The following is a 15,670-nucleotide window of genomic DNA, read 5'->3' on the forward strand; positions in this document are numbered from 1 at the left end:
TCATAGTTTTCCAATTTCATCCTATTTACATATTGGCGGATTTGGCAGACTTCGTCAAGTTAGGGGGCATCATGAACATGTTTAAACAAAGATGGCTGGCGCTGGCATCCAGCCTGCTGCTTCTGGTTGGTTTAACGGGAATTATACTTGGGTGGATGTATTTGGAGAACAACAGCACGAGGATGAACTTTCCGCACCAGCCTCTCCTGCAGGTGGAATCGGCGGAGGAGCCGAAGCAAGAATACGATGTCATTGTCGCCGGCACCGACCCCGAAGGAGTGGCAGCTGCCGTCTCTGCTGCGAGGAACGGCTTGTCCGTCCTGCTTGTAGACGGCCGGGACAGGGAGATCCTTGGCGGATTAATGACGATCGGGTGGCTGAACTCGCTCGACTTGAACTATTCGCCGGAGCAGCCGTTATTCGGCAAGCATAACTTTTTGAACAAAGGTATTTTTCAGGAATGGTATGACCAGATCGAAGGCACCTCCTTCGATGTGAACACGGCGGCTAACGTTTTTTACCGGATGGTGAAGGGCGAGCCGAACATTGATGTGCTGATGAAGGTTCAATCGATGGAACCGATCGTGACGAGCGGCGGGGCAGCGGCCGCTGTAGAGGGTCTTCGCATCGCAGATAGGAGCGGCAAAACGTTCGAGGTGCGCGCCGGAGCTGTGATCGACGCGACGCAGGACGGCGACATCGCCGCTATGGCCGGTGTGCCGTATACCATAGGCAGGGAGGACATCGGCAGGGCGGAGGATCAAATGGCCGTCACGCTGGTATTCAAGATGAGCGGCGTGACGCAGGAGGTGTGGGATTCCTTCGGCCGAATCGGAGACGGAACGGGTATCGATAAGATGAGCGCATGGGGATTTCCGAAGGCAAGGGACTATGTTTCTTCCAATCCGGAGCGGGTGGGCATACGCGCGCTTAACGTCGGCAGGCAGAATGACGATACGGTGCTCATTAACGCGATGCATATATTCGGAATCGATCCTCTGAATCCGGAGTCGGTCCGGGAGGCGATGGAGATCGGCAAGAAGGAGGCGCCGCTGATCGTCGACTATTTGCGCAGCACGTACAAAGAGCTTGCGTCTGTGCAATATGCGGGCGTTGCCGAAGAGCTTTATGTGAGGGAGACGCGGCATATTGAAGGCGAATACCGCTTGACCGCTGCGGATGTGCTGGATAACCGCGATTTTTGGGACGCGATCGCTTACGGCTCTTATGCGGTGGATATTCAGCGCATCAATCATTTGGACAGAGGAGCCATCGTGATGGCGCCTCAGCAATATGGAGTGCCGTTCCGTTCGCTCGTTCCTCTGAAGGTGGACAACCTCCTGGTTGTCGGCCGGGCAGCCAGCTTTGATTCGATTCCTCACGGAAGCGCACGCGTCATTCCGCTTGGCATGGCCACGGGAGAAGCGGCGGGAGCCGCGGCGAAGCTGGCGCAGGAGAAGGGAATGACCTTCCGGGAGCTGTCGGCATCCCGGGATGCGATTCAGGAGCTGCAAAGCAGGCTCGCCGAGCAGGGGATGGACCTCGCATGGGCCAAGTTCCCGGTTCCAGAATATGCGAAGCATAAGCATTATAAAGGCTTGATGGCGGCCGTCAGCATGTCGCTTGCATTCGGCGGCGAATTTAACGAGGCGTTCGACCTAGACGGGGCATCGAACGCGGAGCGGTTCGCGAACAGCATGGCGATGGTGAAGACGGTTCACGCGGATTATTTTACCGGCAATCCTTATGCTGCGCTGGAGGGGCTAGACGAGCCGAGCAAGCTTCCGCTTACGCTGGAGCAGCTGGCTTATACGGTCTGCTTAACGGCGGGGGTTAACGCCGACCGGAACGGTGCGCTGAGCGAGCTGACAGCCCGGGGCTGGCTGAGCGCAGAGACGGTGCAATCGGTCGTCGACCCTTCGCGTCTGACGAACGGCGAAGTGTTCTCTCTCGTCCGCGACGTGGTGAAGAACTATGCCGGAGCCGCGTATGAATAATTTCGAGATCCGGGAATAGGCTCACTAGGGGAGGAATCGGCATGAAGCTGTTTGCAGTAGTCAAAAGCATCGGGCGCCGCAACCGTTATTTGGAAAGGGTAGAGATCGAGCTGGACGCCCATCCGGGCACGCTGCGGGGCCTGATTGCCGCAATCGTAACGCGCAACATAAAGGCGTTACAAAACGGACAAAGCGATGCCTCTCTCATCAAGTATTTGACAAATGAAGAGATTCAAGCCCAAGGGAGCGCGGGTAAAGTCGGCTTTGGCCACATCTATAACGAGAATCCGCCCCCTACCCGGGATTCCGTGCATGCCGCCATCCTTGCTTACGAGGATGGACTTTACCGTGTTTTTATACGCGAGGAAGAAGTAACCGCCTTGGAGGAACGGCTGAACATAGAAGACGGCGACGAAATTGTTTTTATGCGGCTTACGATGCTTGCCGGAGCGATGTGGTAAGGAGGAGACGAGACGTGAGGGAAGAAGGACAGGTCTTTAACGAAATGCTCCATAAGAAAGCCAGCAAGGTAAAGGGACGTTTGAGCCGGTTATGCGGATTAGTTGCTTCGTTGAACGAGAACTTTAGGAAGGAGCCCTTTTTGGAGGTTCAAGAAGAGCTCGAGAAGCTGACGCCCGGAGAGGATCGGAACGCAAAGCTAGAGCCGCTTGCCGAAACGCTGGATCTTCTGCTCGGCCGCGACGCCGGCGATTTGTTGCGTTACGTCATCCGGCACAATCCGGAATATCCTTATGCAACGGGATATGCCAGGAGGCCGTTCCGAACGGCGGATTCCGAGGTGCAAATACCTGTCATTCTTAAAAAAATGGGTTCGATCCTTCATATGCACGGCAACGGATTTTCGCTCAACGCGTATTTAACCGACCGCCAATACAGTTACAATTATTACAGGCATCTAGATCCCATCATTAGCGAAAGGATCGCTTTCGAGCTGGACAACGGCAACGAGACGGTGAAAGAGGCGCTCCAAGATATTATATTTGGAGAAAACCAGACGGCGCTGCTTACGAATGAGATGGTGAAGGGCATTTTCATGAGCCATGACGAATCGGCTTATCGAATGATTGGCGATTTGCTCATTGCCGCCCGTCTTCAAGAGGGACTTCGCCAGACCATTGTTGAGCGCATGGATGAAGGAACGTTGGCCGCGAACCTGTACATCCTCAAGATAATTATCGATAACGATTATATTCGTTTCAGCTCAGTCGTGCGCGGTCTAAGCGTCTGGACGGGCTTGCCGTTAGAAGCCGCCAATTCTCGCGTCGCCCAAAAAATGCTGGATAAAGTGTATGAGGCGCTAACCGACGATAAGCGCAGAGCGGAGGGGCTGAGCAGCCGCGATTCCATTGCATTGTATGCGTCGCTGTGGGCGACGGCCGTGCATGAGGAGCGGGATTTGGTTCGGGCGGTGGAAGCGATAATGAACCGCGGCGAGATCAACCAGAAAATCGTCGCGATGTATATTCTCGCCGACAGCCAGAACAGCGAGGTTCAATTTCGCATAGCCAGAGCGCATTTGGATGAGGCGGACCCCGAGCTGCAATATTGGATTTTGACGAACTATTGTTACTCCGTGGGCTACTTCTGGCAGCCGGAAGACGAAAAGTTTGCGATCACGCGAACGCCGCAATTGGCGGAGAAGACGGAACGCGAGCGGGATTTCCGGAAAATAAAAGATATGCTGCTCAGCATAAACAACCGCAAATACGCGCAAGCCTCTAAAGCGCTGGAGCATATCCATGTCGAATACAACGCCGACCTCCCCTTTAAAAAGCTGCTGTATCTCATCGCCTATGATCGGGATACCCAATGGATTACGGAGCTGCTGCAGTGGGCGGATTGGATTAGCCCTGATGTCCGTATTGAATTTATCCGCTATTTTCTGGAGGATACGGATAACGCGAAGCAGCGGGCTTTTTTGTTAAGCTGTCTGAACGATAAAAGCATGAGGATAAGGGAAATCGCGCTTGAAAGAGTGAAAAGCATCGTTTTGCGCGAGGATGAGCTGAGCCCTATTATCGAGGTCCTCAAGCTAAAAACGGGCTCGCTTAGGCAGAATGCGATCGCTGTGCTGCTTGGCCAGCCGCCGGAGAATCAGGTAACGTCATTGACTAAGCTTCTGCAATCGCGCAACGAGCTTCAGCGGATCGCGGCGCTCGAGATCGCCGCTGAAATGAGCGATAAGGAGGAGCATTCGGCGCTGATGGAAAAGCTCCTTCCCCAAATTCATTCATTGCGGGATGTAACGGAAAGAGAGCGGCAATTTATCCGCAGGCTGGGCCGCAAAGACAACTATACGCGGGAGAACGGCTTTGGTTTATTTGATCCGGCGCTTGCCGAGCAATGGCTGTGTGAGTGGCCCCAAATAAATGAACGGGAGCTGGACCGTTTATTCCAAATGCCGGTCCAGTCCGTAAAAATGTTTTTGGAAGGGTTAGACCAATTAATACACAGTCATCGGTATTATGAATATGAGTACGAGCAATATGACGGTTCAAAAACGACCTGCTTGCTGGGAGACCGGATGGAGCCGCTCAGCTGGGCCGGAAGAATTCGCGGCGGCAAAGCGTCGATTGAGGATTATCCTTTGCCCGAGGTATGGTCGCATTTCTTAGCTAAAAGCGGCTGGAAGACGGATGAATTGTTGTCGTTGGAAATTTTCTTTTACTCCCCTACGATTAACCAGTGGCTGGAAAGCTTGGGGGAAGCGGCGAAAAGGGATAAAGCAATCGAGCGCATTTTTCCGAAGGAATGGATGCGCAGCGTTGGAGAAATCGTTCAGGCATTAACGTTCAGAAAGCATGTCCGAGAGCTTATCGGTTTATATTTGCTGGAAAGCGATGAGCGGGACTTATTTGAAGCCGTCTATCCCGCCTATGTGATTTCGCTCAAAGTCGAATCGCAGCGGGATAAGGGAAAGGATGACCAAGGCTGGGGCCGCTATAGAGCGGGAGAGCCGTGGGCGCAGCTGGTGCGCAGCTCGATTTATGACGCCGATTCGTTTCGGCGCTACTTCCACATCACTTATTTGAGAGAGCATGAGGTCAACGAAGAGAGCTTCCACACCGTCTTTCACAATACGGATTATGCCAGGGCATGCTGCGAAGGAATCATTGGCGAGAACGAGCTGCTTAAGGAATGGCTGACCGGCAAAGGCCGCGCGTCTTATATGCGGTACATCACGAGCGAACGAAGCGTGGATGACGGACTCGGCCGGATCGATTGGAAGCCGATCTATGACAACATTATCGGGCGGCTCTTAGAAATTGAGCTGGAAAGAGGCGACTTGCCGACGGACGCCACCGAGCTGGTCAATTCCTTCCACCGTATAGAAGGAATGGCGTATTGGCTTAAATTGATAGACGGGCTTGGGAAAGACGCGTTTGTGCGGGGCTATATGTACGGACGCGGCGCCAACGCGACGAAGAAGGAGTCGTTCAGCTATTTGCTCCGCATTGCGCATCCGCTGCCAGGCGAAGACGCCCATACGCTGAGAGAGATGCTGAAAGGCACAAACATGCCGGAAAAGCGTCTGTTGGAAGCCGCTATGTACGCGCCGCAATGGATCGACATCGTCACGGAATATTTGGGCTGGGAAGGGCTTCGGACCGGAGCATGGTATTTCCATGCGCATGTGAACGAAGGATTTTCGAAGGAGAAGGAAGCGGTTGTAGCCCATTATTCGCCGATCGGGGCGAAGGATTTCAATGACGGCGCGTTCGATATCGAATGGTTTATGGACGCGTACCGCCAGCTTGGCGAGCAGCGGTTCGCTGTGCTTTATGATTGCGCCAAGTATATTTCGGGCGGGGCGAATCATCGAAGATCGCAATTATTCGCCGATGCCGTACTTGGCAGGCTCGATCCAAGCGCGATGAAAAAATCGGCGGAAGAGAAACGGAATAAGGATCATCTGCTTTGCTATAGCCTGATCCCGTTACAGGATGACGGGGGCAAGGATCTTCGGGAGCGGTACGATTTCATTCATCAGTTTCTCAAGCAGAGCAAATCGTTCGGCGCTCAGAGGCGCGCCAGCGAATCGACAGCGGCCGCTATTGCGTTAGGCAATTTAGCGCGTAATGCCGGCTTCAAAGACGTGATTCGGCTGACATGGGCCATGGAAGCAAACAAGGTTGCAGGTATGCGCGAGAGCTTTCAGCCGCATTCGCTGGATGAAGCGACAACCGCTGAGCTCACGGTCGATGAAAAAGGAAGCGCGGACATTCGAATTGTGCGCAAAGGCAAACCGTTAAAATCGGTGCCTTCCGATCTAAAGAAGCATCCCTATATCGAAATGCTGAAGGAACTGAAGTCAGAGCTGACGGACCAGTACCGACGCGCCAAGGCTGAGCTGGAACGTTCCATGGAGAAGGAAAGCGTTTTTTTGCCAAGCGAGCTGAAGGCGCTATGCGCGAATCCCGTCATTGAGCCGCTTGTCCGCGCTCTAGTCTTTCAAGCAGGCGAGAAGCTCGGCTTCTACAAGCCGGAGGGCGACTGCCTGACGGATGTAACCAATGGCGATACGCCAATCGGCGAGTCCGATGCGCTGCAGATAGCGCATCCTGTTCATTTGTACAAAAGCGGGAGATGGGGCGAATACCAGCAGTATGTTTTTGCAAGGCAGCTGCGGCAGCCGTTCAAGCAGGTATTCCGGGAGCTATACCTTCCCAATGCGGATGAGCTTGCAAGCGGCATGGTCAGCCGGAGATATGCGGGACATCAAGTCCAGCCAAGGAAAACGGCCGCGCTGCTGCGAAGCAGACGCTGGACAGTCAGCTATGAGGAAGGGCTCCAAAAGGTCGACTATACGCATAACGTTATAGCGGCGTTACATGCAATGGCGGACTGGTTCTCTCCTTCCGACGTAGAGGCTCCCGTTCTGGAAACCGTCCGGTTCTATGACCGTTCGACCTACAAGCCTGTGCCATTTGAGCAAATTCCGCCCGTTCTGTTCTCCGAAACGATGCGGGACGTCGATCTTGTCGTCAGCGTCGCCCATATTGGCGGCGTTGATCCGGAGGCAAGCTTGAGCACGGTCGAAATGAGAAAGGCGGTCGTTCAAGAGTCGCTGCGACTTCTTAAGCTTACGAATGTTAGACTCGAAGGGAATTATGTCATAATCGACGGGAAGCTCGGCGGATACAGCGTGCATCTAGGAAGCGGAGTCGCGCATATGCAAGCCCGAGGGGCTCTGCATATTATCCCCGTTCACTCCCAGCATCGAGGCCGACTGTTTCTCCCGTTCCTGGACGAGGACCCAAGAACCGCAGAAATTTTGTCCAAAGTGGTAATGCTTGCAGAGGATCATAAAATAAAGGATCCGCAAATTTTAAGCCAGCTGCGGATTAGTTAATCGCGAGCCCTGTTCCCGCTTCGGGAGCGGGGCTTTTCGTTCGCGCATCGAATACCGCAATTTAAATCAAAAATTAGCGGTTAGGAACGTGTTATTCTTCATACAAGAGGTGATCACGTGAGCTACCATCCTCAACTTGTTCAAGCCCTGCATTTCGTCGAGACGAATTTGGAGGAAGAGTTGACCCTTGAGAGCGTTGCGGCCGCAGCGGGCTTCTCCATGTACCATTTCCATCGTATCTTCCTAAGCCAGATAGGCATGAGCGTTGCGGACTATATCCGGTCGAGGAGGCTGGCCACTGCTTCGGCACTGCTAATCTATTCGGAGGAAAACATTATCAGCATCGCGTTCAGGTGCCGCTTCGAATCACAAGAAGCGTTCACCCGCGCATTCAAGAAGGAATTCGGCATGCCTCCGGGCCGTTACCGGAAGGTGATGGGCACCGTTCGGCAGCGCCCCAAGACTCGAGAGGAGAGAGCGGATATGAAAGAAGCGGGAACGATTAAAGGCTGGTTGTTAAGCGGGAGCGATCCGGCGCATTACGAGATGGGGATTGACCGGGAGACCGTGCATATGGGCAAGGTGTCCGGTTATTTGAAGTCGATAACCGCAACGTCGGAGACGCAATTCGCGACGGTCATGCAGCAATTCAAATCGGACAAATACAAAGGGGAACGGATTCGTCTATCGGCCTTCGTGAAAGCGGAGAACGTGGAGCATTTCGCCGGATTATGGATGAGAGTGGACAATGCGGAAGGCGATACGATCCAGTTCGATAATATGAGCAACAGGCCTATCAATGGCAGTTTGCCGTGGCAGCATTATTCGGTCGTGCTGGACGTGCCGGCGGACAGCGCCTCGATATCGTTCGGCATTCTTCTGACGGGCAGAGGAAAAGTATGGATGGACGGCTTCTCCTTTGAAGCCGTCGATCTGAAGACGCCGAGCACGAATATGCAGCTGGGAGCGGATCCGGGTCTAAGGGACGAGCCGGAAAACTTATCCTTTGAAGAGAGCGAATAGCAAGAACGAGACGGGAGCGGCCGACCGCTCCCGTTTTATATGGAATGCGCGACCTCCGAATCGCTTCTCTCCATTTGTTCCCACAGACGCCGGTACACGCCGTTCTCCAGCAGAAGGAGCTCGCGGTGCGTCCCTTTCTCCATGATGACACCGTTCTCCATCGCGATAATCGTATCGGCTTCCTGAACGGTTGACAGCCGGTGGGCGATGACAAGTACGGCGCTTCCGCGTTTTCTTGCTCGCTGCAGCACGGCTTCCATTACGCGGCGCTCCGTATCCAGATCAAGAGCGGAGGTCGCTTCGTCGAATATCCATACCGGACGATCGGCCAATATCGCTCGGGCGATTGCCAGCCTCTGTCTCTGGCCTCCGCTTAAGGAGCTGCCGTGTTCTTTTAGAAGGGTGTCGTATCCGTCAGGGAGCGCTTGAATAAAGGCATGCGCTTCAGCCGCGACTGCGGCTTGAATGATTTCTTCGTCGCTGGCGTCGGGCTTCGCCATTAGCAAGTTGTCCCGGATTGTCCCGGCGAACAGATAAGGGTTTTGCGGCACGTACGCTACATACTGTCTAGCTCTCTCGGCATCATGCAGGGTGGACTCGCCGCAAATTTTCACCTCGCCTTGAAGGGGGAACAGCAGTCCCGCGCCCAGCTTGGCGACCGTCGATTTGCCGGAGCCGCTGGAGCCAACAATCGCGATGAAGGCGGCGGGTTTAATCGATAAGTGAAATCCGCTGAGCAGAGTCTCCGTGCTTGAACCCGGCCGGTCCTCCTGCTCTTGCTGCTGCTGAATACCGGCATTCTCTTCATAGCGGAACGCAAGGTTTATCCATGCAAGAGAAGCTCCTGCCGCATCGCCTTTAACCGTCGGCTCGAGGTATTGGGAGGCGGGCTCCGTCTTCACCCGCCAAATGCCGGCGATCCTTGCCGCGGCGCCTTTGGCCTCCTGCGCTTCGCCCCAAAGCCTGCCAAGATTGAGAAGCGGGTTGTATACCCTCCATATGAGAACAAAAAAGGCCATCAGCGCGCCAAGCTGGATTTTGCCTTCAACCGCCAGCCAAGCCACAATCAGGATCGTGCCCCAAGTAATGAATAGGGCGGAAGTGACCGACACGCCGTGCACGAGCTGCTGCCACCACATTCGGCGCATATATAGCGCATTCAGCTTTTTACGTTCCGCGAGGAAGCGTTCCGTCATCCAGTCTTGCGCATCGAATGCGCGGAGCATTTCCATTCCTTGCAGCGCGTCCTGCTGGCATTGCTTAACCACGCTTTCCTGATCGGCCGCATCCTTGGCGACCCGATGCAGACGGTGCCGCAGAAGATGGCTGCCAAGCAGGCTTAGAGGCATTAAGATCATCGTGCCCAACGCCACTTGCCAATGCAGCGTCAGCATGTACACGCAGGCCAGCAATAATAGAATCATCTGGCTGCCCATATTATTGAATACGGTTACAAGCAGCTGCGTCACTTTATTGGAGTCCCACGTAATCCGCTGGGAGAGATCTGCGGAATGGGAAGCTTGAGCGTTCTCTAACGGCAGTCTCTGCGTATGGTCCACAAGGTCCATGGCGATGTTGCGGTGCAGGATGCTGACGTTGTTTTGCTTCAAATAATGTCCTAAAATGCCTAGCGCATTGAGCGATAGCAGCACAACGTTGAATCCAACCAGCAAATAACCCACTTGAGAGAGGTCGCCGGACTCCAGCCTATTAAAATACATTTCCAGCAAATAAGGAATCAGCATTTGGACAACGATGTCACCCATACAAAATAAGAGGGCGAGTACAAATAATAGCTTGCCGGGGCCCATTCGGCTCCACAGCAGCGGGATTAGCTCCCGGATCCGGGGGCTGGCGCTAATCGGGGACGTTTTTATCTTCATTAAGCTAATCCTCCTTCCGCTGCATCCGCCCAGTCGCCCGCTTGAACGAGCGCGGCGTAACGGCCCTGCAGGCTCATGAGCTCTCCGTGCGTGCCGGCCTCAACAACACGGCCGTCTTCCACGTAAAGGATGCAATCGGCGTCTCGTACGGTAGATAAGCGGTGGGCGACTACAATAACCGTGCGGTCCCGCATGATCGAGCGAAGCGATTCCTGCATGAGCGCCTCATTGGCGGCGTCGAGCGCGGATGTCGGTTCGTCCAACAGCAGAATGCGGGGGTTGCGGACGTAAGCCCGGGCTAACGCCAAACGCTGCTGCTGTCCCCCTGACAGTCTTCCGCCTCCTTCGCCAAGACGGTGATTATACCCGTCAGGCAGCGTCTCGATGAAGGAATGGGCATTCGCGAGCAACGCGGCTTCCCGCACTTCCTCATCGCTCGCATTCAGCTTGCCGATTCGAATATTTTCGGCTACTGTGGCGTCGAGCATGGCGGCGTTTTGCGGGAGGTAAGCGGCCGTTTCCCGCCATGCCCTCCAATTGTTCGGATTCAGTTCAACGTTCCCGTACCGGATAGATCCGGAATCCGGCGGATATAAGCCGAGGAGCAGCTTGAGCAGCGTGCTCTTTCCGCTGCCGCTGGGGCCGACGACGGCGGTTGTGCGGCCGTGCCGGAAGGTCGCGGTGAACTGCTGAAGCACGGGCATACCGCCATATTGGAAGGCCACGTTCTCCAGCTGAATATCGGCCCGTTCGGGCAGATCGGGTGCATGATTCATCGTTGCATGGCTCGAAGAGGGCGCGGCTCGCGCAGGTTCTTCGGCTAACTCGAGCACGCGTCCGGCATGGGCAAGCGAGTCCTGTACGGCCGCCCACGTGTTGGCTAAATAGGCAAGCGGAAATACGATGCGTTCATAGGACAGTATAAACGCGGCTATCGCGCCGATGCCGAGCGTTCCTTGGGTGACCATCCAGGCGCCCATGCCAAGAACATATGCTTGACCGAGCGAAAACCCGGCCCCGACCGATGCGTTCATCACGCTTCGAAGCACGTCCGTCCGAAGCCAGCGCTTTCTTGTCGCTTCCCAGGCTGCTTCCCATCTTTTGTTGAAATGGGGACGGAGTCCATAGCTGCGGGCAACCTCAGCTCCCTGCAGTTGATCGAGCAGCGCTGCGTCCGTTACCGCCTGATTCTCATTGGTGCGTTCTTGATTGGTTCGAATCGGCTTGCTCAGCCAATTGCTGAGGAGGGGGATGAGCAGAGCGGCAACGATTGCGCCGGCCATGAGCTCCCAAGTGAGAATGGTCAGATAGGCGAATAAAAACACGATCGAAAGAACGTTTTGCACCAGCTCGGGCAGCTTTTGGTTCATGCCGGTCTGGGCGCTGACGGCGGACTGATTCAGCCGCTGCAGCTTATCCCCGGTATGCCAGCCGCTAAACTTGGCAAGGCGCATGACGAACAGGTTGTTCAGCACGTCCCGCTGCAAATCCAAGGTTGTGTTGTTGGACAGCCGCTGCATAAGGAAAGCTTGTGCCGTCACGATGGTTACCTCAGCTGCAAACACGGCGCCGAACCATATCGCGGCCGTCTGCAGCGCGCCGCTGTCCAGGGCGTAGGCTGCGTCGAATAACAGCCGCATCGCCTCAGCCCACCCGACAGGGAGCAGAGAAGCCGCAACAGCCATCGCGCTGACACCTGCGTAGGAGAGGCCGTGTCGTTTGGCTCGCCTTAGCATGTGTAGAATAATTGAAAGAGAACTTCGTTTTACAGATGTATCCAACTTCGCACCTCCGCAACGATTTCTACCGCCTATCATGCCATAAAATAGCATTTTGATATAGCTGCTGGGGATTGATGTTCGGATCGGACTTAAGACGGAGGAGAGCTTAAATTACAGGTATCGGGTCAGTCGAAGAGAGGGGAGTAGCGCGTAATTGATGCCGGGGGTTGGCCGAGGAGCCTTTCAAGCCCCTCAGCCTACGCGGATTGGAAGGCCGAGTCAGGGCAATAGGTAAGCAGCATGGTCCTCAGCTCATTCCAGTCCTGCGGAGAGCAACGGAAGGAGGTTCGTTGTCCGAGATACACCTCGACGGCGCCGCGCGGAATAGGGGACAGCTTTGCCGGAAGCTTCGTTACCGCCCATTCGGCAGCTTCCGCCTTTGAGAAAAAGACGCCATGCTCTTGATAGGACCAAATGCGAAGAAGCGTTACGACACCAAGCGCTTCCGCTTCCTCCACGCAAAGCGATTCCTCTCCGGCCGCCTCTCTCATAAGGCCTTCGGCTCCGCTCCGGATCGAGTCCCAGAAATCGGCCTCCGGCACAGCGGGGAATATTTCGTCCGCAGGCGGACCGAGCAGCGTTATGCCGAACTGTCTCGTTAAGGAAACATGGCAGGCCAAATCTATATCGGTCCGATCGCCTTCATAGTCCCAGAAGCTTGCGTCTTCCCAATAGACCATGTCCGCGTACCGCTTGCGCCAATAGTCGCTGAAGTGGAATTGATACGGAGCAGGATGCTTCCATTCCTTCAAATCCTGCTGCAGCATGATGCTGATTTCAATCGGTGCCGGAGTCTGGTGGAAACCAAGAAACGCAACCATCAGCCGATATCTTTCATGGACCGTGAGCGGACGGTTTATAATGACCAGCATATCCAGATCGCTGCGCTCCGGATAGAACGCGCCAAGACATAGCGAGCCGTGTACATATACGCCTGTGAGCGCGTCTTTCAAATAATCTTGCATGTATTGTGCGGCGAGGTGCGCCTGACGCTTAACGTCCTGCGGGCAGTCCTCCCAGTGTAAACCTTTCATGATTAATCTCCTTTTTGCGGTGGAATTATTTTCATTATTTTCAATCGCTAAAAAGAACTCTAAGTCATCGCCGGAAAGGGCGCAAGGTGAAACAAAAGCTATAATTAATCTCTACCTTGTCCCGCCTGTCCAGACGGTGTACATTTTTAAATGAATACACATGTTCGGTTATATCCGTTATACTGTAGTTATATCTTTACAAAGATCCGTACATCGCCCAGTTGAGGAGGAAATAGGATGCAACATGAGGTTTTGAATAAAGGCGCGTTTGCGATGCTGCGTTTGAGTCTTGGACAAGGCGAACGGGTGAAAGCGGAATCCGGCGCGATGGTGTCGATGTCGCCGACGCTTGAATTGAAAGGCACGACGGACGGCGGCGTTCTGAAGGGCATTGGCAGAATGCTGAGCGGCGAAAGCTTCTTTTTCCAGGAAGTGAACGCGGCGCGCGGCGGCGGGGAGCTGATGCTTGCCCCGAAGTCGCTTGGCGACATCCATGCGGTCGAGCTCGACGGAAGAAGCACGCTGCTTGTTCAGAAGGATGGTTTTCTAGCGGCAACGGAGGGCATTGAGGTTAGCACGAGAATGCAAAATTTAAGCAAAGGCATCTTTTCCGGCGAAGGCTTCTTCGTGGTGGAGATAAGCGGCCGCGGCACGGTGTTCCTGTCTTCCTTCGGCGCGATCGAGGAAGTGAAGCTTGGGCCGGGGGAAGAGATCGTTATCGATAACGGGCATCTTGTCGCATGGCCAAGCACAATGGCTTACAACATCGAGAAGTCGTCGAAAGGCTGGATATCCAGCATAAAAAGCGGGGAAATGCTTGTTTGCCGGTTCCGCGGGGAAGGAACCGTGCTTATTCAAAGCCGGAATCCGGGCGCGTTCGGCAGCTGGCTCAGACGTTATATCCCAACATCGTCCAGTTAGGCTGGTCAGCCGGGACGAGAGCTCCTCGGTAAGGAAAAAGTCCTTGCCTATGCGGGAGATCCACATAGACAAGGACTTTCATTAAGCCAGCTTCAGCGTTACGGGACAATGATCGCTCCCCATGACGTCTGCGTCAATTCCTGCATCCGCAATACGGTCAGCGAACCTAGCGGATACGAGGAAATAGTCGATGCGCCAGCCGACGTTCCGTTCACGGACCTTCGGCATGAAGGACCACCAAGTGAAAGCGTCGGTCCGGTCGGGATAGAGATGACGGAAGGAATCGATGAAGCCGGAGTCGAGAAGCCGCGTCATGCAGGCGCGTTCCTCGGCGGTAAAGCCGGAATTTCCGTGATTGGACTTGGCGTTTTTTAAGTCGATCTCTTGGTGAGCCACGTTCAAATCGCCGCAGACGATGACCGGCTTGAGACGGTCGAGTCCTTGAAGATAATCGAGGAAACGGTTTTCCCATTCAAGCCGGTAATCCAGTCTGGAAAGATCGCGTCTCGCATTCGGCGTATAGACGTTTACGAGATAATAATCTTCGAATTCCAGCGTAATCGTCCGGCCCTCAGGCTCATCATTCTCCTCAAGACCGTACCAGACCGAAATAGGTTTTATTTTGGAGAAAATAGCCGTACCGGAATACCCCTTTTTCTCGGCGTAATTCCAGTAGCAATAAACATCCTCGCCGAGGGACAAATCGATTTGCCCCTCCTGCAGTTTCGTTTCCTGGAGACAGAACAGATCGGCGCCGCTCGTGTGAAAGTAGTCCAGGAAGCCCTTGTTCACGCAAGCGCGAAGTCCGTTCACGTTCCAGGATATAAGCTTGGTCATTCTGGCATAGCTCCTAACTCGTACTAGTAGTAATAATTGTTACCCGATTCGCTTGCTGCGACGATAATCACGATAATAATGATGATGCCGATGATTCCCCAGAACAGCGTGCCGAGGATGCTGCAGACCAAGCCGGCGATGGAAAGGCCGCGGCCCTGTTCCCCGGTTCTTTTCAGCTCCTTGAACGATAGGGCCGACACGATAATGCCGATAATACCGGGCAGGAAGCCGATGTAAGGAATGACGATCGAACAAATGCCAAGCACCAAAGCGGTAATGGATTTTGTGTTCGTTTTCGGCGGCTGGTAATATGGCGGCTGCTGCGGGTAGCCGTTTGTTTGCTGATCGTATGGCTGCTGGAACACCGGCTGTTGATAATACGATTGCTGCTGCGTTCCCTGTTGCGGAGCGTTCGGGCTGGCTTGGGAATAGTTCGGCTGCGAGCCCGTTTGCTGGTAGCCTTGCTGCGGATATCCCTGTTGCTGATAAGAATAGGATCCGTGCGCCGGATTTGGCTGCTGATACTGAGGCTGCGGCGCGCTTGCCGGCTGAGTCTGCTGCCCCTGCGGCTGCTGCGGCTCAGGCTGACGGTTCGGTTCAAAACCGGTACCATTCTCCGAAACGGCTTGCGCGCCGGCTTCTTGAACATTTGGTTCTTGAGCGCGGGATTCCTGTGTATTCGGTTCGCTTGGGCTGCCGCTCGGCTGTCCTTGCTGCCCGTTAGAATCGTTGTTATTGTTATCGAATGAACTCAAGACTTTTCCTCCTTTGTACATATAGGCGATCATTGTCGAAAGAGCGCCCAATCTGTAAAAATCAT

General features: G+C 54.4%; 10 protein-coding genes. 5 read left to right on the top strand and 5 right to left on the bottom strand.

The genetic code is table 11. From position 1 onward, the window contains the following. Positions 1–77: 77 nt before the first annotated feature. From D3P08_RS02170 to D3P08_RS02185, 4 genes are all read left to right on the top strand, one after another. Complete coding sequence (locus D3P08_RS02170) at positions 78–1,997, top strand: FAD-dependent oxidoreductase (protein ID WP_119597764.1); 1,920 nt, start codon at positions 78–80, stop codon at positions 1,995–1,997. A 41-nt stretch (positions 1,998–2,038) separates the two neighbouring features. After that, positions 2,039–2,458 (top strand): hypothetical protein, encoded by a 420-nt coding sequence (locus D3P08_RS02175; RefSeq protein ID WP_119597765.1) that lies wholly within the window; start codon positions 2,039–2,041, stop codon positions 2,456–2,458. 14 nt (positions 2,459–2,472) lie between these two features. Continuing rightward, positions 2,473–7,371, top strand: a complete 4,899-nt coding sequence (locus D3P08_RS02180; protein ID WP_119597766.1) for a DUF4132 domain-containing protein — start codon at positions 2,473–2,475, stop codon at positions 7,369–7,371. 117 nt (positions 7,372–7,488) lie between these two features. Continuing rightward, entirely contained in the window at positions 7,489–8,394 is a 906-nt protein-coding gene (locus tag D3P08_RS02185; protein WP_119597767.1) for a helix-turn-helix domain-containing protein, read from the top strand. Between the two features lie 35 nt (positions 8,395–8,429). Here D3P08_RS02185 and D3P08_RS02190 read toward each other — a convergent pair whose 3' ends face one another. The 3 genes from D3P08_RS02190 to D3P08_RS02200 all read right to left on the bottom strand — a co-directional run bounded on the left by D3P08_RS02190 (position 8,430) and on the right by D3P08_RS02200 (position 13,092). Then, positions 8,430–10,277, bottom strand: a complete 1,848-nt coding sequence (locus D3P08_RS02190) for an ABC transporter ATP-binding protein (RefSeq protein WP_119597768.1) — start codon at positions 10,275–10,277, stop codon at positions 8,430–8,432. Further along, positions 10,277–11,962, bottom strand: a complete 1,686-nt coding sequence (locus tag D3P08_RS02195; protein WP_162848338.1) for an ABC transporter ATP-binding protein — start codon at positions 11,960–11,962, stop codon at positions 10,277–10,279. Before D3P08_RS02195 ends, D3P08_RS02190 begins: the two co-directional genes overlap by 1 nt. Positions 11,963–12,255: 293 nt before the next feature. Continuing rightward, entirely contained in the window at positions 12,256–13,092 is an 837-nt protein-coding gene (locus D3P08_RS02200; RefSeq protein ID WP_119597770.1) for an aminoglycoside adenylyltransferase domain-containing protein, read from the bottom strand. Positions 13,093–13,329: 237 nt separating this feature from the next. On the opposite strand from D3P08_RS02200, the gene D3P08_RS02205 reads away from it, so the two are divergent. Then, on the top strand, positions 13,330–14,013 hold the full coding sequence (locus D3P08_RS02205; RefSeq protein ID WP_119597771.1) for a TIGR00266 family protein: 684 nt from the start codon (positions 13,330–13,332) through the stop codon (positions 14,011–14,013). A gap of 81 nt (positions 14,014–14,094) precedes the next feature. On the opposite strand, the gene D3P08_RS02210 is transcribed toward D3P08_RS02205, so the two are convergent. Beyond that, positions 14,095–14,850 (bottom strand): exodeoxyribonuclease III, encoded by a 756-nt coding sequence (locus tag D3P08_RS02210; RefSeq protein WP_119597772.1) that lies wholly within the window; start codon positions 14,848–14,850, stop codon positions 14,095–14,097. A 23-nt stretch (positions 14,851–14,873) separates the two neighbouring features. After that, positions 14,874–15,605, bottom strand: coding sequence for a DUF4190 domain-containing protein (locus tag D3P08_RS27960; protein ID WP_338068695.1), 732 nt, complete (start codon positions 15,603–15,605; stop codon positions 14,874–14,876). Positions 15,606–15,670 lie beyond the last annotated feature (65 nt).

It is taken from the genome of Paenibacillus nanensis (assembly GCF_003583765.1).
GTDB lineage: Bacteria > Bacillota > Bacilli > Paenibacillales > Paenibacillaceae > Pristimantibacillus > Pristimantibacillus nanensis.